24 protein-coding genes are annotated in these 24,981 nt (G+C 41.0%); 11 read left to right on the top strand and 13 right to left on the bottom strand.

Annotation, left to right across the window (positions count from 1 at the left end; genetic code table 11):
• The first annotated feature begins 575 nt into the window (after positions 1-575).
• From trxB to infA, 6 genes are all read left to right on the top strand, one after another.
• The gene (gene trxB, locus C9J42_RS03030; protein ID WP_107287146.1) at positions 576-1,526 is read left to right on the top strand and encodes a thioredoxin-disulfide reductase; all 951 of its coding nucleotides are present in this window, start codon (positions 576-578) and stop codon (positions 1,524-1,526) included.
• Positions 1,527-1,643: 117 nt separating this feature from the next.
• The gene (gene cydD, locus C9J42_RS03025; protein WP_107206173.1) at positions 1,644-3,416 is read left to right on the top strand and encodes a cysteine/glutathione ABC transporter permease/ATP-binding protein CydD; all 1,773 of its coding nucleotides are present in this window, start codon (positions 1,644-1,646) and stop codon (positions 3,414-3,416) included.
• Positions 3,409-5,130, top strand: a complete 1,722-nt coding sequence (cydC, locus tag C9J42_RS03020; protein WP_107206172.1) for a cysteine/glutathione ABC transporter ATP-binding protein/permease CydC — start codon at positions 3,409-3,411, stop codon at positions 5,128-5,130. Before cydD ends, cydC begins: the two co-directional genes overlap by 8 nt.
• A gap of 122 nt (positions 5,131-5,252) precedes the next feature.
• Complete coding sequence (gene aat / locus C9J42_RS03015; RefSeq protein WP_107245901.1) at positions 5,253-5,966, top strand: leucyl/phenylalanyl-tRNA--protein transferase; 714 nt, start codon at positions 5,253-5,255, stop codon at positions 5,964-5,966.
• Between the two features lie 3 nt (positions 5,967-5,969).
• The gene (locus C9J42_RS03010) at positions 5,970-6,659 is read left to right on the top strand and encodes an arginyltransferase (protein WP_107287147.1); all 690 of its coding nucleotides are present in this window, start codon (positions 5,970-5,972) and stop codon (positions 6,657-6,659) included.
• A 200-nt stretch (positions 6,660-6,859) separates the two neighbouring features.
• Positions 6,860-7,078: a translation initiation factor IF-1 gene (infA, locus tag C9J42_RS03005; protein WP_005368778.1), complete on the top strand. Its 219-nt coding sequence runs from the start codon at positions 6,860-6,862 to the stop codon at positions 7,076-7,078.
• Between the two features lie 141 nt (positions 7,079-7,219).
• On the opposite strand, the gene clpA is transcribed toward infA, so the two are convergent.
• On the bottom strand, positions 7,220-9,487 hold the full coding sequence (gene clpA, locus C9J42_RS03000) for an ATP-dependent Clp protease ATP-binding subunit ClpA (RefSeq protein WP_105059833.1): 2,268 nt from the start codon (positions 9,485-9,487) through the stop codon (positions 7,220-7,222).
• A gap of 47 nt (positions 9,488-9,534) precedes the next feature.
• The gene (clpS, locus tag C9J42_RS02995; RefSeq protein WP_006646582.1) at positions 9,535-9,855 is read right to left on the bottom strand and encodes an ATP-dependent Clp protease adapter ClpS; all 321 of its coding nucleotides are present in this window, start codon (positions 9,853-9,855) and stop codon (positions 9,535-9,537) included.
• Between the two features lie 224 nt (positions 9,856-10,079).
• On the opposite strand from clpS, the gene cspD reads away from it, so the two are divergent.
• A complete protein-coding gene (gene cspD / locus C9J42_RS02990; protein WP_005368784.1) occupies positions 10,080-10,301 on the top strand; it encodes a cold shock domain-containing protein CspD in 222 nt (73 codons plus the stop codon).
• Positions 10,302-10,771: 470 nt separating this feature from the next.
• On the opposite strand, the gene icd is transcribed toward cspD, so the two are convergent.
• Complete coding sequence (gene icd, locus C9J42_RS02985; protein WP_107206169.1) at positions 10,772-12,025, bottom strand: NADP-dependent isocitrate dehydrogenase; 1,254 nt, start codon at positions 12,023-12,025, stop codon at positions 10,772-10,774.
• A gap of 140 nt (positions 12,026-12,165) precedes the next feature.
• Between icd and C9J42_RS02980 the strand changes: the two genes are divergently transcribed.
• The 4 genes from C9J42_RS02980 (at position 12,166) to purB (ending at position 16,389) form a co-directional block, all read left to right on the top strand.
• Positions 12,166-12,816, top strand: coding sequence for a pseudouridine synthase (locus C9J42_RS02980; protein WP_107206168.1), 651 nt, complete (start codon positions 12,166-12,168; stop codon positions 12,814-12,816).
• A gap of 362 nt (positions 12,817-13,178) precedes the next feature.
• Positions 13,179-14,294: a tRNA 2-thiouridine(34) synthase MnmA gene (gene mnmA, locus C9J42_RS02975; RefSeq protein WP_107206167.1), complete on the top strand. Its 1,116-nt coding sequence runs from the start codon at positions 13,179-13,181 to the stop codon at positions 14,292-14,294.
• A 12-nt stretch (positions 14,295-14,306) separates the two neighbouring features.
• Positions 14,307-14,924, top strand: coding sequence for a high frequency lysogenization protein HflD (gene hflD, locus C9J42_RS02970; RefSeq protein ID WP_005368793.1), 618 nt, complete (start codon positions 14,307-14,309; stop codon positions 14,922-14,924).
• A gap of 97 nt (positions 14,925-15,021) precedes the next feature.
• Positions 15,022-16,389, top strand: a complete 1,368-nt coding sequence (gene purB, locus C9J42_RS02965) for an adenylosuccinate lyase (protein ID WP_107206166.1) — start codon at positions 15,022-15,024, stop codon at positions 16,387-16,389.
• A gap of 123 nt (positions 16,390-16,512) precedes the next feature.
• On the opposite strand, the gene C9J42_RS21685 is transcribed toward purB, so the two are convergent.
• The 10 genes from C9J42_RS21685 to moaC all read right to left on the bottom strand — a co-directional run bounded on the left by C9J42_RS21685 (position 16,513) and on the right by moaC (position 24,978).
• On the bottom strand, positions 16,513-16,683 hold the full coding sequence (locus tag C9J42_RS21685; protein ID WP_304589615.1) for an OmpA family protein: 171 nt from the start codon (positions 16,681-16,683) through the stop codon (positions 16,513-16,515).
• Between the two features lie 378 nt (positions 16,684-17,061).
• Positions 17,062-18,051 (bottom strand): murein tripeptide/oligopeptide ABC transporter ATP binding protein OppF, encoded by a 990-nt coding sequence (oppF, locus tag C9J42_RS02955; protein WP_107206165.1) that lies wholly within the window; start codon positions 18,049-18,051, stop codon positions 17,062-17,064.
• A complete protein-coding gene (locus C9J42_RS02950; protein ID WP_107206164.1) occupies positions 18,051-19,016 on the bottom strand; it encodes an ABC transporter ATP-binding protein in 966 nt (321 codons plus the stop codon). The genes oppF and C9J42_RS02950 overlap by 1 nt, the downstream gene beginning before the upstream one ends.
• Before the next feature lie 76 nt (positions 19,017-19,092).
• Complete coding sequence (oppC, locus tag C9J42_RS02945) at positions 19,093-20,004, bottom strand: oligopeptide ABC transporter permease OppC (RefSeq protein ID WP_107206468.1); 912 nt, start codon at positions 20,002-20,004, stop codon at positions 19,093-19,095.
• A 16-nt stretch (positions 20,005-20,020) separates the two neighbouring features.
• A complete protein-coding gene (gene oppB / locus C9J42_RS02940) occupies positions 20,021-20,941 on the bottom strand; it encodes an oligopeptide ABC transporter permease OppB (RefSeq protein ID WP_107206163.1) in 921 nt (306 codons plus the stop codon).
• 84 nt (positions 20,942-21,025) lie between these two features.
• Positions 21,026-22,657: an ABC transporter substrate-binding protein gene (locus C9J42_RS02935; protein WP_107287148.1), complete on the bottom strand. Its 1,632-nt coding sequence runs from the start codon at positions 22,655-22,657 to the stop codon at positions 21,026-21,028.
• A gap of 458 nt (positions 22,658-23,115) precedes the next feature.
• Positions 23,116-23,280 carry a hypothetical protein gene (locus tag C9J42_RS02930; protein ID WP_199187014.1) on the bottom strand — a complete coding sequence of 55 codons (165 nt, stop codon included), beginning with the start codon at positions 23,278-23,280 and terminating at the stop codon, positions 23,116-23,118.
• Positions 23,281-23,809: 529 nt separating this feature from the next.
• Complete coding sequence (gene moaE / locus C9J42_RS02925; RefSeq protein ID WP_199189316.1) at positions 23,810-24,253, bottom strand: molybdopterin synthase catalytic subunit MoaE; 444 nt, start codon at positions 24,251-24,253, stop codon at positions 23,810-23,812.
• Positions 24,254-24,256: 3 nt separating this feature from the next.
• On the bottom strand, positions 24,257-24,502 hold the full coding sequence (gene moaD / locus C9J42_RS02920; protein WP_107206160.1) for a molybdopterin synthase sulfur carrier subunit: 246 nt from the start codon (positions 24,500-24,502) through the stop codon (positions 24,257-24,259).
• Positions 24,499-24,978 (bottom strand): cyclic pyranopterin monophosphate synthase MoaC, encoded by a 480-nt coding sequence (gene moaC, locus C9J42_RS02915; RefSeq protein WP_005368821.1) that lies wholly within the window; start codon positions 24,976-24,978, stop codon positions 24,499-24,501. The genes moaD and moaC overlap by 4 nt, the downstream gene beginning before the upstream one ends.
• Positions 24,979-24,981: the final 3 nt, after the last annotated feature.

The following is a 24,981-nucleotide window of genomic DNA, read 5'->3' as shown; positions in this document are numbered from 1 at the left end:
TAAGAAATGATTGTCAAAGTAAAACAGCAGTAAAATTCGTATTAATCACTACGAAAACGCATAAAAAACACCTAAAACATGTATCTTTGACTCCATTCTATTTGCGACAAAGAGCATTATCATATGAATAATTAACCATATAAAAACACCTAATATCTAGTCGAGCATTTTTTAATCAAGGTTTCTTTGCTAACGTTATTTCTTTTATTCTCAATAAAAAACAATAAAATTATCATTAAAAATCAAAAGATTAAAAACAAATTATGCATCAACCTGTACATTCGACATAGCTAACGCGGTTAAATATAAAACAATTGATAATAAAAAAATGACGCGATAAAAATATAATCTGATTTTTCAATTTTATGTTTTTTACTTATTCATTTTCTTTCGTATTTTTTTGTGACCTATGTAACGTTTTATTTATTAACCTCTTTGTCTTTTCTTAACGTTTTTTTTTCATATATAACGACAAATTAGCAATAACCTATTCTTAATTCGACTCTTCCTTTACGTCTGCAATTTACCTACAATCAATTCTCAATAACAATAATCTCATTCAGCCTGGAGAAGAAATGAGTAACGTAAAACATTGTGAACTGCTCATCCTTGGTTCTGGTCCTGCGGGCTACACCGCTGCAGTATATGCAGCACGTGCAAATTTAAACCCTGTGATGATCACTGGTATGCAGCAAGGCGGTCAATTAACTACGACGACAGAAGTGGAAAACTGGCCTGGAGATGCTGATGATCTCACCGGTCCTGCGCTAATGGATCGCATGAAAGCACACGCAGAAAAATTCAATACGGAAATTATTACCGACTACATTGTTGAAACGGATTTCAGCCAACGTCCTTTTTTATTAAAAGGTGAAAGCAATACTTACACGTGTAATGCGCTAATTATCTCAACAGGCGCTTCAGCAAAATACATTGGCTTAGAATCAGAAGAAGCATTTAAAGGCCGTGGCGTTTCTGCATGTGCGACTTGTGACGGTTTCTTTTATCGCAGTCAAAAAGTAGCAGTTGTCGGTGGCGGTAATACAGCTGTTGAAGAGGCGCTTTATCTATCAAATATCGCCTCTGAAGTTCACCTTATCCACCGTCGTGATTCTTTCCGCTCAGAAAAAATTCTGATTGATCGTCTCATGGATAAAGTCGCTAATGGCAATATCATACTGCATACAAATCGTACTTTAGATGAAGTGCTTGGTGATGATATGGGTGTTACGGGTCTTCGCCTAAAAGACACTCACTCTAACGCAACTGAAGAGTTAGACGTTATGGGTGTGTTCATTGCAATTGGCCACCAGCCAAATACAGCTATTTTTGAAGGTCAATTAGACATGGAAAATGGCTATATTAAAGTGCAGTCAGGCTTAAATGGTAATGCAACACAAACAAGCATTGAAGGCATTTTTGCAGCAGGTGACGTTATGGATCATAACTACCGCCAAGCAATTACTTCTGCAGGTACTGGCTGTATGGCTGCGCTTGATGCTGAACGCTATCTTGACGCCCAATAATCAGTAAACGTCCAAACCGCAACTTAATAAGTGGCGGTTTGTTTATCTCATAGTTAAATGTATGCTCACCATTTAACTATGAGCTACCCACCGTTAATACCGTAATGAACCCCTTATATGGATAAACAATTACATCGAGATTTAACCAAATGGCTTAAATCCCAAAGTAAGTTAGCCAAACGCTGGCTTATGCTAAGTATTGGATTAGGCTTTTTGTCTGGTTTACTGCTTGTTGGACAAGCAGCATTACTTGCAAGTATTCTGCATCAACTGATTATTGAACATACTGATAAATACTCTCTTATTAATCAATTTATTGGTTTATTTGTTATTATCGGTTTGCGTTCCCTATGTAGTTGGGGAAGAGAAATTTTTGGTTACCGTTGCGGCGAACAAATACGGTTACATATACGCCAATTAATTCTTAACCGCTTACAAAACTTAGGCCCCGCTTATATTAAAGGGAAACCTGCTGGCACATGGGCAAGTCTTGTTCTTGAGCAAGTAGAAGAAATGCAAGATTTCTTTGCTCGCTATCTACCCCAGATGTCACTATCCGTTCTTATTCCTGTCGTTATTTTATTTGTCGTTTTCCCCTTAAACTGGGCAGCGGGGTTAATATTCTTACTCACCGCACCACTTGTTCCTTTATTTATGGCACTGGTTGGCTTAGGTGCTGCAGATGCTAACCGCCGAAATTTTAAGGCATTACAACGCTTATCAGGGCACTTTTACGACCGTCTTCAAGGGCTATCTACCCTGCGTTTATTTGATCGTGCAGAGGCTGAAGCAGAGAACCTGAATGCCGCTTCACACGTACTTCGTAAACGAACAATGGAAGTCCTTCGTCTTGCTTTCTTATCTTCAGCAGTATTAGAGTTCTTCTCTGCTATTTCTGTTGCTATTGTTGCGGTTTACTTCGGTTTTGCTTTTATCGGTGAATTAAATTTCGGTAACTACGGTATCCCTATTACTTTATTTACTGGTTTGTTCATTCTGGTTCTTGCGCCCGAGTTTTACCAACCGCTACGTGATCTTGGTACTTTCTATCATGCCAAGGCACAAGCTATTGGTGCGGCAGAATCTATCGTTGAGTTTCTAAATATTGAAGCAGACGAAATGACGGATGGCACTAAAACATTAACAACGCCAGAGAAAATACAAATATCAGTGACCGAATTAGAAGTATTAAGTCCTGAAGGTCAAAAGCTTGCAGGTCCACTGACATTTGATATTAATGCCAATGAGCATGTGGCATTGGTTGGCCCTAGTGGTGCAGGTAAAACCAGTTTATTAAACGCCTTATTGGGGTTCCTACCCTATCGCGGCAGTATAAAAGTTAATGGGATTGAATTGAAAGAGCTTAACCACAGTGAATGGCGTCAAGCGATTAGCTGGGTTGGTCAAAACCCGTTACTTGTTCACGGTACGATTTATGAAAACATCACATTAGGTGATCAATTCGCGGAACAAGCCAAAGTGACTCAAGTAGCAAAAGAAGCTTACGCTGACGAATTCATTAATCGCTTAGAAAAAGGTTATCAACATCATGTTGGTGATCGTTCCGGTGGTTTATCTGTAGGTCAAGCGCAGCGTATTGCTGTTGCTCGCGCCATGTTACAACAAGGTGCGTTTTGGATTTTAGATGAGCCCACAGCCAGCCTTGATGCTAACAGTGAACGCTTAGTCCTTGAAAGTTTAGGTCGTGCTGTTGAGCAACATACCACATTGATGGTTAGCCACCGTTTAGATCAACTACATGCTATGGATCGTGTTCTTGTAATGGAGAATGGCCAACTTGTTCAAAACGGTTCGTTCGTAGAAATCAGTCAACATGGCTTACTGGCAGATATGCTAAGCCATACAGATAAGAGGGATCTCGATGCGTGATTTAATCCCTTACCTAAAACTTTACCGTAAGCACTGGTTTGGCTTAACACTCGGTATGCTCTTAGGTTTAGCTACAATTCTTGCCGCTATTAGTCTATTAACCCTATCCGGCTGGTTTATTGCCGCTTCTGCTGTTGCGGGTTTAACCATAGCGAGAGAAACATTCAACTACATGTTACCAGGGGCTGGGGTTCGTGGTTTCTCTATGGCTCGTACCGCAGGGCGCTGGGGGGAACGCGTTGTTAGCCACAATGCAACGTTTAAGCTCCTTGCTGATCTACGTTTATTTTTCTTTAGGAAACTCACACCACTGATCCCTGGCCGTCAAGCGAACCTACGTGATGCTGATTTGCTGAACCGTTTAGTTGCTGATGTTGATGCGATGGATCACATCTATCTAAGATTGGTTAGTCCTTTAGTGATTGGCGTATTAGGTATCGCTGCAATTACCGCATTTTTATCATGGTTTGATCCAACGATTGGCTTAACGCTTGGTGGGATCTTGCTCTCATTAATGTTTATATTGCCTATTTTGTTTTACCACTTAGGTAAACGTAACGGTGAGCAACTGACAGTTGCAAAAGCGAACTACCGTGTAAAACTACTAGATTGGTTGCAAGGCCATGCAGAACTCTTGCTGTTTAATGCAGAACCTCGTTACCGCCAACAAGCAGAAGCAGAGCAAGACCAACTGCTTGCAGCTCAACGCAAAATGGCGAGTTTAACAGGCTTAGCAAATGGTATGTTGATGGCAGCCACAGGCTGGACCTTAGTGGTCATTCTGTGGATTGCTGCTGATGGTATTGGTGGCCATGCGCCCGATCCATTTGTAGCTATGGTCGCATTTGCAACCATGGCAAGCTTTGAGATGATGATGCCAGTTGCTGGTGCTTTCCAATACCTAGGGCAAACCATAACGTCAGCAAAACGCTTAAATGAAATCATTGAAGCGACACCTGATACGATCTTTGATCCAAACGGTTACCATGGTGATGCACAAGGTGAGCTAAAGATTGAAAATGTCAGCTACACCTATTACGGTAGCACTCAGACTGTTGTGAAGAATGTATCAATAGACTTAAAACAAGGTGAAAAACTGGCATTACTAGGGCGAACAGGTTGTGGTAAATCAACCTTACTTCAACTGCTCACGCGTAGTTGGGATCCTCAACAAGGTCAAATTTCCATTGATGGCAAACCACTTCCAACATGGAGTGAAAGTGCTCTACGTAAAGCAATTACCGTGGTTAGCCAACGTGTTGATATCTTCAATGGTTCATTGCGTGAAAACCTTGTGTTAGCAAAACCCAACGGCACTGATGCTGAATTTACCGAGGCATTAATTCAAGTCGGCCTATCAACCCTACTTGAAGAGAAAGGATTAGATACTTGGTTAGGTGAAGGTGGACGTCAAATCTCTGGTGGTGAAAGACGCCGCTTAGGTATCGCTCGCGCACTACTTCATGATGCGCCTATCCTACTAATGGATGAGCCAACAGAAGGTCTTGATCGCCGAACTGAGCAGCAAATATTAGCCTTGTTACTCGAACATGCAAAAGATAAAACCGTACTCTTTATCACCCACCGATTAGTGGGACTCGATCAAATGGATCAAATCTGTTTAATGGATGAAGGTGAGATCATCGAACGCGGTAAACACCAAGCATTACTGGCACAAAACGGTCGTTATGCAGAATTGTGTAATCGTATCTAAGTACTGTAATAGCTAAAATAAATAAAGGCGATATCTGACTGTATCGCCTTTTTATTATCTGTCTCATCTCACCATCAACTGCGATATAATCATTTAAGATTTACCACTACTATCAGTAAAGTATGACTATTTATTTACCAGAGATCGATAGCAGCACTTACCAGTTTCCTCACCCGTCAAACGCCTTATCAGAACCTAATGGGTTATTGGCAATGGGAGGAGATCTCAGCCCCAAACGCTTACAAACCGCCTATCGTGAAGGTATTTTCCCTTGGTTTTCGGAAGGTGAACCTCTTCTCTGGTGGAGTCCTACCCCTCGTGGCGTTTTTCATCCACATGCCTTTATGCCAAGTAAGAGCCTGAAAAAGTTTTTCCGTAAATCAGGCTATACCGTCACGATTAACAAGGCATGCCATGATGTGATTCGCCACTGTGCAAGTTGCCGAGGGCCTGAACAAACATGGATCACCGAAGAAATGATTTCAGCCTATCAAAAACTACATACATTAGGTATTTGTCATTCCGTGGAAGTCTGGTCTAATGAAAAACTTATAGGTGGTTTTTATGGTGTTGCAATAGGAACTGTTTTTTGCGGTGAGTCGATGTTTTCATTGGCGGATAATGCATCTAAAATTGCATTATGGCAGTTTTGTCGTTATTTCTCTGAGCTTGGCGGTACATTAATTGATTGCCAGATGATGAATCCACACCTTGAATCCTTAGGCGCAGAAACCTTTGAGCGTTCGCTATTTTTAGACCATCTTTACCAGCAGCGAGATATTATACTGCCAGTAGAAACCTATCTTTCTCACGTATTACCGATTGCACAGGCCTAACCAATGGATCAGTTATCACTACAAATAGGTCTAACACCAGAATCTAATTGCAGTTACTTACCTAATCAAACAGAACGCTTAGGGGTAGTAAGAGAGCCACAGTGGCTATCACCCGAAGGCTACGACGTATTAATAGCCTCAGGTTACCGTCGCAGTAGTCGTGCCATTTACAAACCTATGTGTGCTGCTTGCTCAGCTTGTACACCTTTACGTATTGATTGCCAAAGGTTCACACCATCAAGAAGTCAAAAGCGTCAGCAAGCTCAAATGCGAAAGCTGCGCTTTGAATTTAAAACAGAGCTAGATGAAAACTGGTTTGTATTATATGAAAAATACATCCGTCTTCGTCATTCCACAGGATCCATGTTTCCAGCCAATAAAGAACAATTTTTTGAATTTGTAACAGCACCTTGGATGGCAACCGCGTTTTTGCATGTTTATGAAGATGAAAAACTTATCGCCATTGCTGTAACGGATGTATTTCCTGACGCATTGAGCGCAGTGTATAGCTTTTTTGAACCAGAGCACTCTCTCTCACTTGGAACCTTATGTGTACTTTTTCAAATAGCGTTCTGTCGTCAATCAAAACGTCAATGGCTATATCCTGGATTTCAAATCGATGCTTGTAAGGCAATGAATTACAAAACACGTTTTGTCCCTCATCAAAAACTTATCGATGGTATATGGCAGTAAGTTTGCTTAAATCTAAAGCAATACAAACTGAACACATCAAACAAAAGTCAATTTACGTAGAAAATACGTATTAATCGCGAACAAAAGCTGACAAAGACAACTGGCAAGGGTAAAATTAGCACCTAAACTTTACACTTAAACAGTTTCGAGGCATTATCCAGCCCGATCAAGATGAATGGCTGGTAGCCTAAGAGGATTCAATGGCAAAAGAAGACGTAATTGAAATGGCAGGTACTGTACTAGATACACTACCTAATACAATGTTCCGTGTTGAGCTGGAAAACGGTCACGTTGTTACTGCTCACATCTCTGGTAAAATGCGTAAAAACTACATCCGTATTCTTACTGGTGACAAAGTAACTGTGGAACTGACTCCTTACGATCTAACTAAAGGTCGCATCGTCTTCCGCGCACGTTAATTTTCTTTCAAAATTAACGATGCAGTGAAACCCAGCTAAATGCTGGGTTTTATTTTATCTATCAAATAATCTTTTTGCGTAGATAAAAAAACGCCGCAGACTTAGTAGCCTGCGGCTTTCTAGTTTTATCGCATTTCATCACTAATGCGCAGGTTCCATCTCACTACTGAATTGGAAATCAAGCTCATCATTGATAAAGTCAACACGTACAGAACCACCATTCACTAAACAACCAAACAGTAATTCATTCGCCAGCGGCTTTTTCAAGTTATCTTGAATTACACGCGCCATCGGACGAGCACCCATTGATTTATCGTAACCTTTATCTGACATCCAGTTACGTGCACGCTCAGAGACTTCCATCGATACACCACGCGCATCAAGTTGGGCTTGCAGTTCAACAATAAACTTATCTACCACTTGACCAATAACATCTTTCTCTAGGTGGTTAAACCAAATGATATTGTCTAAACGGTTTCTGAATTCCGGTGTAAATACACGTTTGATTTCAGTCATCGCATCATGGCTATGATCTTGTTGAATAAGGCCAATCGATTTACGTACTGTCTCGGTCACACCTGCATTGGTCGTCATAACAAAAATCACGTTACGGAAATCCGCTTTACGACCATTGTTATCTGTTAACGTACCGTTATCCATTACTTGTAGTAGTAGATTAAATACATCAGGGTGCGCTTTTTCAATCTCATCCAGTAGCACTACTGAATGTGGATTTTTGATCACGGCGTCCGTTAATAAACCACCTTGGTCATAACCCACATAACCAGGAGGAGCACCGATTAAACGGCTAACAGTATGACGCTCCATGTACTCTGACATATCAAAACGTAATAGTTCAATGCCTAGTGTACGTGCAAGTTGTACGGTCACTTCTGTTTTACCAACACCTGTAGGGCCTGCAAACAAGAAAGAACCAACAGGTTTATTCTCAGCACCTAAGCCTGCACGACTGAGCTTAATGGCCTCTGTGAGTACATCAATGGCGTTATCTTGACCAAAGACTAGCATCTTCAGTTTGTCATCAAGATGCTGAAGTACATCTCGATCGCTTGATGAAATCGACTTCTCAGGGATACGTGCCATCTTTGCAATCATAGCTTCAATATCACCCACGTTCACCGTTTTCTTACGGCGATTAGCTGGAGCGAGACGACAACGAGCTCCCGCTTCATCAATCACATCAATCGCCTTATCTGGTAAATGGCGCTCATTGATGTATTTAGCTGAAAGCTCTACCGCTGCACGAATTGCTTTATTGGTAAAACGTACTTCATGGTGCGCTTCATATTTCGGCTTCAAGCCCATTAATATCTTGGTTGTATCATCAAGAGATGGTTCAATCACATCAATCTTTTGGAAGCGGCGTGAAAGTGCACGCTCTTTCTCAAAAATATTGCTGTACTCTTGGTACGTGGTTGATCCCATACAACGTAACTTGCCACTACTTAGCAACGGCTTAATTAAATTTGCAGCATCAACTTGACCACCTGATGCCGCACCCGCACCGATAATAGTGTGGATCTCATCGATAAATAGCACTGCATGATCTTCTTTTTCTAACTGCTTTAAAATTCCTTTAAAACGTTTTTCAAAGTCACCACGATACTTAGTTCCCGCGAGTAGCGAGCCAATATCCAGGGAATAGATCACGCAATCTTTGATAATTTCTGGCACCTGTCCTTCAACAATACGCCATGCTAACCCTTCTGCTATCGCTGTTTTACCGACCCCAGCTTCACCAACCAGTAATGGGTTATTTTTACGACGACGGCATAACACTTGAACGGTGCGTTCCAGCTCTTTATCTCGCCCGATCAATGGATCAATACCGCCCGCTTTTGCAAGCTGATTAAGGTTAGTTGCAAAGTTCTCAAGCTTATCTTCAGAATTTGCTTCTGCGCGCTGCTCTTCGTTATTTCCCATATCTGATGAATTAACATCATCGTTGTCACTGTCTTTTACAGTGCCGTGAGAGATAAAGTTAACGACATCTAGACGACTAATATCACTTTTCTTAAGTAGGTAAGCGGCGTGAGATTCTTGCTCACTAAAAATAGCAACAAGAACATTAGCACCCGTAACTTCACTACGTCCGGATGATTGAACATGGAAAACTGCACGTTGTAAGACACGCTGGAAACTTAGCGTAGGTTGTGTTTCACGGCTTTCGTCATCAACCGGAATTAATGGCGTAGTTTGTTCAATAAAGGAATCAAGTTCACGACGCAATTGGTCTAAATCAGCGCGGCACGCTAATAAAGCCTCTTGAGCTGCTACATTTTCTAATAGAGCCATCAATAGATGTTCTACAGTCATAAACTCATGGCGCTTTTCTCGCGCACGGGCGAATGCACCGTTTAGGCTCGCTTCAAGTTCTTTGTTTAGCATAAGGCACCTCCCCTAAAAACCACTAAAAATGGCGTGCCGGAAAAAGATTATGCTTTTTCCATAGTACACAACAGCGGATGTTCATGTTCGCGTGCGTACATCATTACTTGCGCTACTTTTGTTTCTGCTACCTCTGCCGTGAAAGTTCCGCAAATAGCTTTGCCTTCATAATGTACAGCTAGCATTAACTGAGCAGCTTTCTCCAGATCCATGGAGAAGAAAGTTTGTAACACTTCTATCACAAAATCCATCGGTGTGTAATCATCATTATTCAAAATTACTTTGTACATCGATGGTGGCTTAACCTGAATCTCTTCCTCTTCTAAAATATCGGAGTCAGGGCTAATCCATTCGTATAACTTACTCATAGTTTCATCTTAGTTCATTAGTTCACAAGCTGGCTATAGAGAAGCCAACAAAAAAGATTTTATCAAAATGTTACAAAGAACACTTGACTGACTTGCTCTTTTTACTAAAGTGTTACCTGTAGTAGATATAATCTGCATCAAAACGCATTAGTATGCAAATATTCAAATGTATTGGTATATAGCTAATGCCAAATGGAAGTTGAATGCAAGAGGGATGTAATAGCATGGCAACAGGTACAGTGAAATGGTTCAATAACGCCAAAGGCTTTGGTTTCATCTGCCCTGAGGATGGAGAAGATGATATCTTCGCCCACTACTCTACAATCCAGATGGAAGGATATAGAACACTTAAGGCGGGACAACAAGTTAACTATGAAGTGCAAACAGGCCCCAAAGGCTATCATGCTAGCGAAATCATCCTCGCTGAAGGTGATGAAGCTAAGTAATCTTGTATCTACCACATTGTGTATAATAAAGGTGAGTTTCTCTCGCCTTTAATTTTTAGTCCCTTCTATCTCAACATCTACCGCATTATTAACAGACAATAATAATAATGTGTTTACTTGTCTATGATCCAATGCCTCAATGGACATTAAAAGTACACCCACCACATGGTTATTCGCTAATCTTGTTCTGTACCAGAGAAATATACCAACATATTATGAATAAAAAGTGCATGACTAAAAAAGCACTCCCCACCGCTCAAATACAAACATATTTTTAACAATTTTCCTGCTCTGTTTTCATCATATGCGAAATAATCAGCGATGAAAACCATTGACTCATAGCCAAATATCACCTTTGAGAAGTTAAGCACGAACCATTACTCTGAATGCCTAACAAGCAGACAAACTGTGTTTTTTGCATACAAAAAAGCCCAGCAGTGCTGGGCTCATATCTATATGTAATGATTAAATTACATTTGTTCAATCATATCATCAGCAAATTCAGAACACTTACGTAATGTTGCGCCATCCATTAGACGCTCGAAATCATAAGTCACTGTTTTGTTGCTAATCGCAGCTTCCATTGAACTAATAATTAGATCTGCAGCTTCAACCCAACCTAGGTGACGCAGCATCATTTCTGCAGAAAGGATAAGTGAACCAGGGTTTACTTTATCCTGACCTGCGTACTTAGGTGCAGTACCGTGCGTTGCTTCAAATAATGCAATGCCATCACCAATGTTTGCGCCAGGTGCGATACCAATACCACCAACCTGTGCTGCAAGTGCATCAGAAACGTAATCACCGTTTAAGTTCATCGTTGCAATAACATCGTATTCAGCAGGGCGAAGTAGGATTTGTTGCAAGAATGCATCAGCAATACAATCTTTAACGATGATTTCTTTACCCGTATTTGGATTCTTTAGAGTCATCCATGGGCCACCATCAAGTAGTTCAGCACCGAACTCTTGTAGCGCAACTTCGTAACCCCAATCTTTGAAGGCACCTTCGGTGAACTTCATGATGTTACCTTTGTGTACCAACGTTAGTGAGTCACGATCGTTATCGATTGTGTATTGAATTGCAGCACGAACTAAACGCTTAGTGCCTTCTTCAGATACAGGCTTGATACCTACACCACATTGTTGTGGGAAACGGATTTTAGTTGCACCCATTTCTTCTTGTAGGAATTTAATTACTTTATCCGCTTCAGCAGTGCCCGCTTGGAATTCAACACCCGCATAGATATCTTCAGAGTTTTCACGGTAAATAACCATGTCAGTTAGCTCTGGTTGCTTAAGTGGGCTTGGAACACCATCAAAGTAACGAACAGGACGAGCACAGATGTATAAATCTAGCTCTTGACGTAATGCTACATTCAGTGAGCGAATACCACCGCCAACAGGTGTTGTCAGTGGGCCTTTGATCGCTACTTTATATTCACGGATAAAGTCTAATGTTTCTTGAGGTAACCAAGCATCTTCACCGTAAATCTGTGTAGACTTTTCACCTGTGTAGATTTCCATCCACTCAATTTTACGATCGCCAGCGTAGGCTTTCTTTACAGCTGCATCGACAACTTTAATCATTGCAGGGCTTACATCAACACCAATACCATCACCTTCAATGTAAGGAATGACTGGGTTGTTAGGAACGACCAATTTACCATCAGAATCTAGGGTAATTTTCTGACCTTCAACTGGTACAACTACTTTACTATCCATTTTAATCTCCTAGCGTCCATTTGTTATCTTTTTGTAAGATGCGAGCAAATCATACTTGAAATTTTAACGGTACGCCAATTGTGTTATTTTCACGTATAATAGACCTGTCTATACTACAAATCTCCATTACGGCAGTATTTATGAAGCCAAATACCATGATTCGTCAACCTAAACGTGCCAATAATGAGCGCAGGGCATCAAGAAAATTAAATAAACCGAAGCGAGCTCGCGGTCCACAAAAGATCATTTTATTTAACAAACCCTTTAACACTTTGACCCAGTTTTCTGGTGAACCGGGTGACAGTACACTTGCAGACTTTATTCCAGTAAAAGATGTTTACCCCGCTGGACGCTTAGATAAAGACAGTGAAGGTTTGTTAGTTTTAACCAATGATGGTGTGTTACAAGCTAGGTTAACGCAGCCCAAATCAAAGCAAGCAAAAGTGTATTGGGTACAAGTTGAAGGCGCACCAACAGAAGCTAATCTGCAAGCTTTACGTGATGGCGTAGAATTAAAAGACGGCATGACACTGCCTGCAGGTGTTGAAGTCATTGAATCACCAATGGTATGGGATCGTAATCCCCCCATTCGCGAACGTAAAAACATTCCAACGACATGGCTTGCTATTACACTAAAAGAAGGGCGTAATCGCCAAGTTCGCCGTATGACCGCGCATATCGGCCATCCAACATTACGCCTAATTCGCCATCAAATGGCACAATGGACGGTCAATGATCTTGCACCTGGTGAGTGGCGAGAGGTCACATTAGCCACCAGTGAACAATTGTAAACGCTGCTATTTATCTGTGTGATTGTTTCTTCTCTCAAATCACACAGATTACCAACTAAAATGTAAAACACTCTTTCTCTTCAAAAAAACTACACATTCATCACTATATCTATTATTATCGACCTAAATAGCAAACGTTTGCGCAACTAAAAAAACAGTCTACTTATACTTTATATTCACGGCTTATTTGGCTATTACCCATTGTATTAGTAGTAATTTTTTAATTTCAGCAATGATACAAGACAGCGCATTGCGCTATGTCACTTATTTATTGAAGTGTGATTCTGCTCTCGATCTGTTTCAGCTCAATGCTTTCTGTTAGAATTACGCTCTTAACACTAAATTAGCGACTGAAGAGAAATATGTCAGATAACAGCCAAAAGAAAGTCATTGTCGGCATGTCCGGCGGCGTAGATTCATCGGTATCCGCTTACCTACTCCTTCAACAGGGTTATCAAGTTGAAGGCTTATTTATGAAAAACTGGGAAGAAGACGATAACGACGAATACTGCTCTGCTGCAGAAGATCTCGCTGATGCACAAGCTGTATGTGACAAGCTGGGTATTCCTCTGCACACCATTAACTTTGCAGCAGAATACTGGGATAACGTTTTCGAGTACTTCCTAGCTGAATACAAAGCCGGTCGTACACCAAACCCAGATATTCTATGTAATAAGGAAATCAAATTTAAGGCATTCCTTGAATTTGCAGACGAAGTACTTGAAGCTGATTACATTGCTATGGGTCACTACACCCGTCGTAGCTTCCCGACAGCGGAAGGCGATAAACCACAAATGTTACGTGGTGTAGATAATAACAAAGACCAAAGCTACTTCTTGTACACCTTAAGTCATGAGCAGATCGCACGTAGCTTATTCCCTGTTGGTGAACTCGAGAAACCAGAAGTTCGTCGCATTGCAGAAGAGCAAGGCTTAATTACAGCGAAGAAAAAAGATTCAACAGGTATCTGTTTTATCGGTGAGCGTAAATTCACTGAGTTCTTAGGCAAATATCTACCCGCTCAGCCAGGTAAAATTGTTACCGCTGACGAAGGGAAAGAAATTGGTGAACACCAAGGCTTGATGTACCACACTCTAGGCCAACGTAAAGGCTTACATATTGGTGGTCAAAAAGGTGGTAATGGTCACGAAGATGCATGGTATGTGGTTGATAAAGATGTTAAAAACAACCTATTGATTGTTGGCCAAGGCAAAGATCACCCGCGCCTAAAATCAAACGGTTTAATTGCGAAGCAATTGCACTGGGTTGATCGTCAACCAATTCGTGAAACAATGGCTTGTACGGTGAAAACACGTTACCGCCAGCAAGACATTCCTTGCACCATCATTCCTGTGGATGATGAAACCATTAAAGTGATTTTTGATGAGCCTCAAATTGCAGTTACTCCAGGTCAATCCGCGGTATTCTACAACGGTGAAATCTGCCTAGGTGGCGGCATTATTGAAGAGCGAATTTAAAGGAGTTTCACCGTGGCTTACACTGTTTATGATCGAACAATCGCCTTTGCTGGTATTTGCCAAGCGGTAAAACTGGTTCAGGAAGTTGCCAAGAATGGTAGCTGTGACAACGATATTCTAGCCGCAACATTAAATAGTATTGTTGAAACAACACCAAACAATACTATTGCTGTCTATGGAAATGAAGAAAACCTACGCATGGGCTTAGAGTCCATGGTGCGTGATATCGACAATAGCACGTCAGGTAGTGAAATTACTCGCTACTTAGTCAGTGTGATGGCATTAGAACGTAAGTTGGAAAGTCGTCGAGATAGTATGTCTCAGCTTGGTGATCGCATTGATATGCTTAAACGCCAGCGTGATCACTTCGAGCTACTTGACGAGCAAATGCTCAGTAATATCGCGAGTGTTTACCTCGATATTATTAGCCCACTTGGCCCTCGTATCCAAGTATCAGGCACACCTGCGCAATTACAACAATCTCACGTACAGCATAAAGTCCGTGCATTATTACTAGCGGCTGTTCGTGGTGCGGTACTGTGGCGTCAAGTCGGCGGCAAACGTCGCCACCTATTGTTTGGTCGTAAACAAATGATCGAGCAAGCAAAAATCTTGCTTGCGCGTAACTAAAAGCGACGATGTAAATATTCATAACATCTAGCTTTGGCTTATCCCTTAGCTAGATGAACAAATTGTTTTAACCCTTATAAATCAGGAGAGACCCAATATGGAACTGTCAGCATTGACTGCTGTTTCCCCAGTAGATGGCCGATACGGAAGTAAAACAAGCGCACTACGCAGCATTTTCAGTGAATTTGGTCTGCTAAAGTACCGCACAATCGTTGAAATCCGTTGGTTACAAAAATTAGCCGCTACTGACGCTATTGTGGAAGTTCCTGCATTCAGCCCTGAAGCTAACGCATTCTTAGATCGTGTTGCCGCTGAGTTTAGTGAAGAAGATGCATTACGCATTAAAACGATTGAGCGTACAACAAACCACGATGTTAAAGCGGTTGAATACTTCTTAAAAGAAAAAGTAGCTGAAGTGCCAGAGCTTCACGCTGTTAACGAATTCATCCACTTTGCATGTACTTCAGAAGATATTAACAACCTTTCTCACGCGCTTATGCTGACAGAAGCACGTGAAAAAGTGATGCTACCAGAAGTACGTAACGTGATTGATGCGATCAAAGATCTAGCAAATCAATTCCGTGATATTCCAATGCTTACTCGTACTCACGGTCAGCCAGCTTCTCCATCTACAATGGGTAAAGAAATGGCTAACGTGGCGTATCGTATGGAACGTCAATACAAGCAAATCGAAAACGTTGAAATTCTTGGTAAGATCAACGGCGCTGTAGGTAACTACAACGCTCACCTTTCAGCTTACCCTGAAATCGATTGGCACCAATACAGTGAAGAGTTCGTGACCTCTCTAGGTATCACTTGGAACCCTTACACAACACAGATTGAACCACACGATTACATCGCAGAGCTATTCGATGCATTCGCACGATTCAACACAATTCTTCTAGACTTTGACCGTGACGTTTGGGGCTACATTGCACTAGGTCACTTCAAGCAGAAGACGATTGCAGGTGAAATCGGCTCATCAACCATGCCGCACAAAGTTAACCCAATCGACTTTGAAAACTCTGAAGGTAACCTTGGCCTAGCGAATGCTATCTTCGGTCACCTAGCACAAAAACTGCCTGTTTCTCGCTGGCAGCGCGACCTAACTGACTCAACAGTACTTCGTAACCTAGGGGTAGGTTGTGGTTATGCAATTATTGCTTACACATCAACACTGAAAGGCATTAGCAAGCTAGAAGTTAACGCTGATGCGTTAGCAGCAGAGCTTGATAAGAACTGGGAAGTATTGGCAGAGCCTGTACAAACAGTAATGCGTCGTTACGGTATCGAAAAGCCATACGAGAAGCTAAAAGAGCTAACTCGTGGTAAGCGTGTTGATGGCGAAGGTATGCGTGTATTCATCGATGGTCTTGACCTACCTGAGCATGAAAAAGCACGTCTAAAAGAGCTAACACCAGCAAACTACATTGGTGATGCTGTTAAGCTAACTGACAAGCTATAATGTCGTTCTAAACGGGATTAAAAAAGGCGAGAAGGGTGACCTTTCTCGCCTTTTCTTTATCTCGAATTTATCCATTAGACTTCCGTGAACATCACCAAACCACAACAGTTCAATGATTAGCTTTTAAGCAGTGTCCTTCACGATGGGATTCTTCTCACCAAAATATTTCACTTCAAACTGATAATAACTTTCATCAATTCGCACTTTTATATAGCTTTCAATCGCAAGTGAACGACGCAGCGATAAAGCTTCATTATAGCTATCACTCCCTTGATAATCGGTATGACCTGTAATTAAGATATCTTCTTAAAGTGACTGAATTTTGCAAAAAACATCTAACTATTTAATGTCTTCTGATTTTAAAACCGCTTTAGCGAGATCAAAGACAAATATATTTTCTTATCTTCCGCTATTGCTTGCGGTTTAAGTACTGAAATTTAATGGCCAATCGGTTTTCATTATTATCAATCAACGTCGTGTTTGCGAGCATAATGTACAGAAGAATATCACGGCAGATTGCATTGAAGTCACAAAGAATGAAAGCGTAAACAATGCGTTAAAACGCGCTGTGCATATTCTGTATCAAAATAAGAACATCACAGAGCAACTGAAAAATTACCAATAAAAAAGCGGCTTCTATATAGAAAGCCGCTTTTTGTAATTAAACACAATTTACGCTACATGTAAGCATGACACCGCATGAACATCGTTACCTTTTAGTTGCGGCTGTTGCTCTGCACACAATGATGTGGCATTTGGGCAACGGGTTCTAAATACGCAGCCTGAAGGGGGGTTCATTGGTGACGGTAAATCCCCTTCAAGCAATTCGATATGCTTGTTACGTTCCAATTCTGGATCTGGGATTGGCACAGCAGACATTAATGCCTTGGTATAAGGGTGCTGAGGCTCAGCAAATAGGGCTTCACTTTCCCCCATCTCAACCGCATTACCTAAGTACATCACCAACACACGATCAGAGATATGCTTCACAACCGAAAGATCATGAGCAATAAAAATCAAACTAAGACCCATCTCTTTTTGTAACGATTTAAGTAGATTAACTACCTGAGCCTGAATCGATACATCAAGTGCTGATACCGGCTCGTCACAAATGATCATTTTAGGTTTTAAGATCAATGCCCGCGCAATACCAATACGTTGACACTGCCCGCCAGAAAATTCATGAGGATAACGGTTAATCACGTTAGGTAATAAACCCACTTTAGTCATCATCGCTTGTACTTGCTGCTTTACATCATCAGCTGAAAGCTTTGGATAAAACGCTTTTAATGGCTCTGCAATAATTTCACCCACCGTCATACGTGGGTTTAATGATGCTAATGGATCTTGAAAGATCATTTGAATTTCTTTACGCTTCTCTCGTAAAGCTTCACGCTTCAACTTTGTCAAATCTTGACCAAGCCAGACCACTTGCCCATCCGTTGCTTCAACTAAACCAATAACAGCACGAGCAAAAGTGGATTTACCACAGCCAGACTCACCCACTACACCGAGTGTTTCACCTTCATAAATACGGATATTAATGCCATCAACGGCTTTTAATTTAAGTGGCGGTGTCCATGGCCAAGCAGATTTTGCTGCAATGTTGAAGTGAACTTTAAGATCATTTACATCTAATAATAATTTCTTTTCTGTGCTCATTACCATGCCCTCATATCAGAAAAACACGCGCGTAAACGACCATCATCGAACGGAGTTAAGATCGGCGACTCTTGTTTACAACGTGCTGATACACGATGACATCGATCTTGGTATGGACACCCCGTAGGTAAACGTAATAAATTCGGCGGATTTCCAGGAATAGTTGGTAACTCCTCCCCTTCAGTATCTAAACGAGGGATAGCACGCAATAAACCTTCGGTATAAGGATGGCTTGGTTGATAGTAGATATCATTGATCTTACCGTATTCCATCGTTCGACCGGCATACATCACAAGTACTTTGTCACAGCTTCCTGCGACGACACCAAGATCGTGAGTGATCATTATGATTGAAGTATTAAAATCTTTCTTCAAATCATTCAGTAATTCCATGATCTGTGCTTGAACGGTTACATCAAGTGCTGTTGTCGGCTCATCAGCAATCAACAACTTAGGACGACACAATAACGCCATTGCGATCATCACACGCTGGCGCATACCGCCTGAAAATTCATGCGGATACATGCCAATCCGTTTACGTGCTTCTGGGATCTTAACCGCATCCAACATGCGAACAGACTCTTCAAACGCTTCAGACTTACTCATGTTTTTGTGCAGCATTAATACTTCCATGAGCTGATCGCTCACTTTCATATAGGGATTTAGCGATGTCATCGGGTCTTGGAAAATCATCGCGATTTGTTCTGCACGAATTTTATTCAGCGCCTTTTCAGGCATATTTAAAATTTCATTACCTTCAAATTTAGCACTACCACTGATCTTACCGTTCTTCGCCAGTAACCCCATGATGGCAAAAACGGTTTGGCTTTTACCTGAACCTGATTCACCTACAATACCCAAGGTTTCTCCAAGGTTCAGCGAGAAATTAAGATCGTTAACCGCAGTAACAATACCGTCAGGCGTGGTAAATTCGACACGCAGATCTTTTACATCTAATAAGCTCATATTACGTCCTTATAATGAAGCAAGCTGATCAACTTTATTGTTCTAGCAGCATGTGTTGCCAACCAGCTTCATCCAGTTATCTATCTTTTGGATCCAATGCGTCACGTAGGCCGTCACCCACGTAGTTAAAACAGAACAGTGTCACAACCATGAAACTTGCAGGGAATATCAACTGCCAAATAGCCACTTCCATTGTTTGTGAACCTTCTTGTAGTAAAGCACCCCAACTTGTCATTGGTTCCTGTACCCCTAAGCCTAGGAAGCTAAGGAAAGATTCAGTCAGAATCATTGACGGAACAAGTAACGTTGAGTAAACCGCCACAATACCTAAGACGTTAGGCACAATATGGCGAGTGATAATACGCCAGCGACTCACGCCACAAACATGGGCTGCTTCAATAAACTCTTTACCACGTAAAGACAGGGTTTGACCGCGAACAATACGGGCCATGTCGAGCCATGAAATGGCACCAATCGCAATAAATATCAACATGATGTTACGACCAAAAAACGTCACTAAAACAATCACGAAGAACATAAATGGGATTGAATATAAAATCTCTAGAATACGCATCATCACACGGTCAGTTCGACCGCCTATGAATCCCGATGCGGCACCATATAGCGTACCAATCACCACCGCGACTAATGCACCTAAAATACCGACCATCAGTGAGATCCGCCCACCAATCAGAGTTCGAGTATATAAGTCACGGCCTAAACTATCAGTACCAAAAAAGTGCCCTTCAGCACCGAGTGATGGCGCTGCATGTAGCGCATACCAGTCAGTATCATCAAACGCATACTGGCTAAACATTGGACCGAAAATAACAGCAAAGGTAATTAAGAATAAAATCGCTAAAGAAATCATTGCCGCTTTATTTCGCATGAAACGCACACGCGCATCTTGCCAAAGACTACGGCCTTCAATTTCCAAGTTTTCTGAAAAGTTCTCTAAGGCTTCTACACTATCTTTTTTCATTAACATCATAATTATTAGCCTCTTAGTAACGGATCTTAGGGTCAATTGTTGCGAGAACAATATCCACAATGGCGTTAAAGATAATGGTTAATGAACCAATCAAAATAGTAATACCAAGTACTAACGAATAATCACGGTTAAACGCTGCATTTACGAATAGCTTACCAATACCCGGTAAACCAAAAATGGTTTCGATAACGACAGAACCCGTAATGATGCCAACGAAAGCAGGCCCCATATAAGAAACAACAGGAAGAAGTGCAGGCCTTAAAGCGTGTTTAATGACGATGTAAGGGTAACTTAACCCTTTCGCACGCGCAGTACGAATGAAGTTACTGTTTAACGTTTCAATCATGCTACCACGAGTAATACGGGCAAACGTGGCGACGTAGAGAAGCGCCATACCAAACATCGGTAGCAACACAAATTTTGTAGAGCCGTCTTGCCAACCACCCGCAGGTAGCCACTGCAGCTTAATCGAGAATATGTAGATAAGAACCGGTGCGAGAATGAAGGACGGCATAACCACCCCCGCCATCGCTGTCGACATAATTGTATAATCGAGCCAGGTATTTTGTTTCAACGCCGCAATAGTGCCAACAGCTACCCCCATCACTAACGCAAAAATAAAGGCGAAGAAGCCAATTTTTGCCGATACAGGTAAGGCTTTTGCCACCAACTCGTTAACAGTGAAATCTTTGTATTTAAAAGACGGACCAAAATCACCTTGGACAATATTGCCAAGATAGGTGGTGTATTGCTCTAAAACTGGTTTATCTAAGCCGTATTTCGCTTCGATATTTGCCATAACCTCAGGTGGAAGAGGACGATCACTTGAAAAAGGATTACCTGGTGCAAAGCGCATCAAGAAGAAAGAAATTGTGATCAATACCAATAAAGTCGGTATGGCTTCTAAAATCCGTTTAGCTATGAATTTAAACATAAACGCTACCGTGTAATTGCTGTGAGTGCAAAAGCAGCCTTCATTCCCCGAAGGCTGCATATTATTATTTTTATTTAGCGCGAATTATTTCGCTGTGAAGTACATATCTTTTGAGTAGATATTATCTTCTGGGTTTTCCATTGGGTAACCGCCTAATTGAGGGTTAACCAAGCGCGCATTGACATAATGGTAGATAGGCATGATAGGCATATCTGCAGCAAGTTTTGCTTCAGCTTGTTTATAATCAGCAGAACGCTGTGCATCTGTTGTTGCTAGTACCGCATCATCAATCGCTTTATCGTAATCAGCACTTGAATATTTCGGGTAGTTTTGTGAATGATCACTTCGCATAATAGCTAGGAATGTTGATGCTTCATTGTAGTCACCACACCAGCCTGCACGTGAAACATCAAAGTTCCCCTGACGTTTAGCATCGAGGTAGCTCTTCCACTCTTGGTTTTCTAGCGTTGCACTAACGCCTAAGCCTTTTTTCCACATTGAAGCTATCGCAACAGCCACTTTCTTGTGGTTTTCAGATGTATTGTAAAGCAGGCTAAATTTCAGAGGATTATTTTGGTCGTAACCCGCCGCTTTCAATAACTCTTTTGCTTTCGCTAAGCGTTGCTTTGGATCAAGCTTCGAGTACTCAGGCATATCAACGTCTAAGCCATTGGTTGCCAATGGTGTAAAGTTGTAAGCTGGCGTTTCTCCTTTACCTACGATAAATTTCGCCAATACATCACGATCAATGGCATATGACAGTGCTTTACGTACGTTTGCATCATCAAAAGGTTTACGTGTCATATTAAATTCGTAGTAGTACGAACATAGATATGGCGTAACTTTCACATTTTGTGGGTATTCTTTTTGCAGACGTTTAAAGTGCTCGTTTGGCATTTCGTACGTCATATCTAGCTCACCCGCTAAGAAGCGGTTCATTGCAGCAACTTGGTTTTCAATCGGTAAGAACGTTACTTTGTTAATAACGGTATCTTTGTTATCCCAGTAATTCTCATTACGAGTCAGTACAATACGCTCGTTAACCACCCACTTATCTAACTTGTATGCACCGTTAGATACATAGTTACCTACTTTCGTCCAATCATCGCCAAACTTTTCCACTGCTTTTTGATTTACAGGTTTCATTGAAGTATGAACAAGCATGGATGCGAAGTAAGACACTGGCTTATCCAATGTTACTTTTAAAGTATGTGTATCAACCGCTTCAACGCCTAATGTATCTGCTGGTTTTTTCCCTGCAATGATATCTTCGGCGTTTGCCATTGTTGTCATTTGAATATATGACGCGTAAGGAGATGCTGTTTTTGGATCCGCTAAACGACGCCATGTATAAACAAAATCTTCAGCTGTTACAGGATCGCCATTAGACCATTTTGCATCTTCACGAAGGTGGAAGATCCAAGTTTTATTATCTGTTGTATCCCACGACTTAGCGGCACCTGGTACTAAGTTACCTTTACTATCTTGGTTTACTAACCCTTCAAGTAAATCACGAATAACATTTGATTCAGGTACACCTGATACTTTTTGCGGATCTAGCGATTCTGGCTCGGTTCCATTACCGCGAACAAGCTCTTGCTTATCAGCAAGTTTTACATCAGAGGGAACTTGTGCCGCAAAAGAAGAAAAAGAAGTGGCGGCTACGGCAAAACTTGCACTCATCATGAGTGCTTGAGTGATTTTATTCTTGTACATGCATTACTCCAATACATCAGTTTATTACGTCCGTGACGTTCTTCATTTGGCTACTCTAAATAGCTTTATTGGCTAGTTTTTATCCTAAAACAGGCCGATCAAACCGAAGAATTATTCAAAACGTTACCAGAATATAAATATATTTACCATATTTTAACAATTAAAAGCTTCTTTATGCTAATAAGATCACTATTCATTAGTTTTTAATACTATTAATAACAATGTAATTAACGTTTCATTTCTATAAACACTCAAAAAATAGAAAATAACACTATATAAAACCAACATATAACCAAATAAGCAGTAAATAAACTCAATAAAAACCCAAAATACAGCTTATGAAACCTAAAAAACCAAACACTAAAGCAACATTATATTTACATTTTTGTTTCACGCACAAAAAAGCATCGATACTATCGATGCTTTTTTATTCAACTATTATAAGAAATATGTGGAAATTACTTATTTTCGCTATCTAACTGAATCAATTGTTTATCGTCACTTACTGATTGCTCTCTTTGCTCTAATAACAATTGCGACTCATTATCCTCTGGCTGATCTGTCATACCAATATCATGCATAATTTGTTTCATTTTTTTATTAGATACGCGTCTGTGCTTCATTGAACCCTCCGCTGTCAAGCTATGCCAGTAGACCTCAATTACCACTTATCCTGCTTGGTCTAACACCAGCAACTAATTTCTATTTAATAACTAACCGCATTTAAAATATGGCACACATCTACACAGTTCGCCTCTAATCTGCCATAAAACTTTATTTCTTATTTTTAAATAACTAAAAATGATTAACAATTTCACTGATAGATAGTTTTATTATATCGACATGTTTATCCATGATTTTACATACAAAACATAAAAAAGAGGGGTAATATTATTAATGTAAAGTATTTATGCTTTATTTAAAAAATATTAAAGAATAACCCACTTAATTCCATTTTAAAGAGTATTCTATGAGACCAGTAGGTTGTGCGTCACGCCCAAGCCCATCACGTTTTCGCCCTAATTACGTACCATCTAGCGTGATAACACGTGATAAAAACAAGAAGAATGATCAATCGCAATAACCTAGAACCATCTACTGCTTTATAAGTAAAAAAAAGGAGCCTTGCGGCTCCTTTCTTTTATTCATTTGCTATTTCCAGCGTTCAGCGGCTGATGTATCCGTTTCTCGAGCATCCACCCAACGGCTTTGCTCTGGTGTTTGTTCTTTTTTCCAAAAAGGTGCACGGGTTTTTAAAAAATCCATGATGAACTCACACGCTTCAAAAGCTGCGCCACGGTGGGCACTTGTTACACCCACAAACACAATCTGATCACCTAATGCCAAATCACCTACACGGTGAATGACACGTGTTTTAAGCAATGGCCAACGTTGGTGTGCTTGATCAACGATCTCTTGAAGCGATTTTTCCGTCATTCCAGGATAATGCTCCAAAGATAGCCCCGTTACGGCATCACCTTGGTTAAAATCACGTACTTTACCGATAAAAGTTACAACGGCACCAGCTTCTGTGCCTTCTGCTAACTTTTCATATTCATCAGCAACCGAGAAATCATCAAACTGAACAGAAATCATCACTTATCCCCCTGTTACTGGTGGAAAAAATGCGACTTCATCACCATCAGTTAATGGCGTATCTAGTGAACAAATAGTTTGATTGACAGCAACAAGTAACTTGCCTGATTCTAATGCCAATTGCCATTTATCGCCACGTGTTGCCAATGCTTCACGTAGCGCATCAGCTGTAGAATAAACCATATCAATTTCAAGGCTATCAGTACCTACAAGCTCTTTTACTTGAGCAAAAAAGAGAACCTTAATCATGCTTCTACCTTAAAGTGACCTGATTTACCGCCTGTTTTTTCTAGCAGACGCACTTGGCTAATTACCATATCTTTTTGTACCGCTTTACACATATCATAAATCGTTAATGCAGCAACAGAAGCAGCAGTTAATGCTTCCATCTCTACACCCGTTTTACCCGCTAGCTTACAGCAAGACTCAATACGGACTTTGTTTTCAGCTGGAATCGCTTCTAACTGTACTTCAACTTTCGAAAGTAGCAACGGATGACAAAGTGGGATCAGATCCCATGTTTTTTTGGCCGCTTGAATGCCAGCAATGCGCGCTGTTGCGAACACATCACCTTTATGATGCTGACCTGACACAATCAGCTCTAACGTTTCTGCTGCCATATGAACAAAAGCTTCTGCACGTGCTTCACGAACGGTTTCCGCTTTAGCAGAAACATCAACCATGTTGGCTTCACCTGATGCATTAATGTGTGTAAATTGATTCATTAT

It is taken from the genome of Photobacterium sp. GB-56 (genome assembly GCF_003026105.1).
Taxonomy (GTDB): domain Bacteria; phylum Pseudomonadota; class Gammaproteobacteria; order Enterobacterales; family Vibrionaceae; genus Photobacterium.
Note: the sequence above shows the minus strand (reverse complement) of the source record. Positions and strands in the feature narration are given on the sequence as shown.

What these genes read in the sequence shown, in the direction of transcription:
- trxB (WP_107287146.1), top strand. Translation starts at nt 576, where the DNA reads ATGAGTAACGTAAAACATTGTGAACTGCTCATCCTTGGTTCTGGTCCT.
- cydD (WP_107206173.1), top strand. Translation starts at nt 1,644, where the DNA reads ATGGATAAACAATTACATCGAGATTTAACCAAATGGCTTAAATCCCAA.
- cydC (WP_107206172.1), top strand. Translation starts at nt 3,409, where the DNA reads ATGCGTGATTTAATCCCTTACCTAAAACTTTACCGTAAGCACTGGTTT.
- aat (WP_107245901.1), top strand. Translation starts at nt 5,253, where the DNA reads ATGACTATTTATTTACCAGAGATCGATAGCAGCACTTACCAGTTTCCT.
- C9J42_RS03010 (WP_107287147.1), top strand. Translation starts at nt 5,970, where the DNA reads ATGGATCAGTTATCACTACAAATAGGTCTAACACCAGAATCTAATTGC.
- infA (WP_005368778.1), top strand. Translation starts at nt 6,860, where the DNA reads ATGGCAAAAGAAGACGTAATTGAAATGGCAGGTACTGTACTAGATACA.
- clpA (WP_105059833.1), bottom strand. Translation starts at nt 9,487, where the DNA reads ATGCTAAACAAAGAACTTGAAGCGAGCCTAAACGGTGCATTCGCCCGT.
- clpS (WP_006646582.1), bottom strand. Translation starts at nt 9,855, where the DNA reads ATGAGTAAGTTATACGAATGGATTAGCCCTGACTCCGATATTTTAGAA.
- cspD (WP_005368784.1), top strand. Translation starts at nt 10,080, where the DNA reads ATGGCAACAGGTACAGTGAAATGGTTCAATAACGCCAAAGGCTTTGGT.
- icd (WP_107206169.1), bottom strand. Translation starts at nt 12,025, where the DNA reads ATGGATAGTAAAGTAGTTGTACCAGTTGAAGGTCAGAAAATTACCCTA.
- C9J42_RS02980 (WP_107206168.1), top strand. Translation starts at nt 12,166, where the DNA reads ATGAAGCCAAATACCATGATTCGTCAACCTAAACGTGCCAATAATGAG.
- mnmA (WP_107206167.1), top strand. Translation starts at nt 13,179, where the DNA reads ATGTCAGATAACAGCCAAAAGAAAGTCATTGTCGGCATGTCCGGCGGC.
- purB (WP_107206166.1), top strand. Translation starts at nt 15,022, where the DNA reads ATGGAACTGTCAGCATTGACTGCTGTTTCCCCAGTAGATGGCCGATAC.
- oppF (WP_107206165.1), bottom strand. Translation starts at nt 18,051, where the DNA reads ATGAGCACAGAAAAGAAATTATTATTAGATGTAAATGATCTTAAAGTT.
- C9J42_RS02950 (WP_107206164.1), bottom strand. Translation starts at nt 19,016, where the DNA reads ATGAGCTTATTAGATGTAAAAGATCTGCGTGTCGAATTTACCACGCCT.
- oppC (WP_107206468.1), bottom strand. Translation starts at nt 20,004, where the DNA reads ATGTTAATGAAAAAAGATAGTGTAGAAGCCTTAGAGAACTTTTCAGAA.
- oppB (WP_107206163.1), bottom strand. Translation starts at nt 20,941, where the DNA reads ATGTTTAAATTCATAGCTAAACGGATTTTAGAAGCCATACCGACTTTA.
- C9J42_RS02935 (WP_107287148.1), bottom strand. Translation starts at nt 22,657, where the DNA reads ATGTACAAGAATAAAATCACTCAAGCACTCATGATGAGTGCAAGTTTT.
- C9J42_RS02930 (WP_199187014.1), bottom strand. Translation starts at nt 23,280, where the DNA reads ATGAAGCACAGACGCGTATCTAATAAAAAAATGAAACAAATTATGCAT.
- moaE (WP_199189316.1), bottom strand. Translation starts at nt 24,253, where the DNA reads ATGATTTCTGTTCAGTTTGATGATTTCTCGGTTGCTGATGAATATGAA.
- moaD (WP_107206160.1), bottom strand. Translation starts at nt 24,502, where the DNA reads ATGATTAAGGTTCTCTTTTTTGCTCAAGTAAAAGAGCTTGTAGGTACT.
- moaC (WP_005368821.1), bottom strand. Translation starts at nt 24,978, where the DNA reads ATGAATCAATTTACACACATTAATGCATCAGGTGAAGCCAACATGGTT.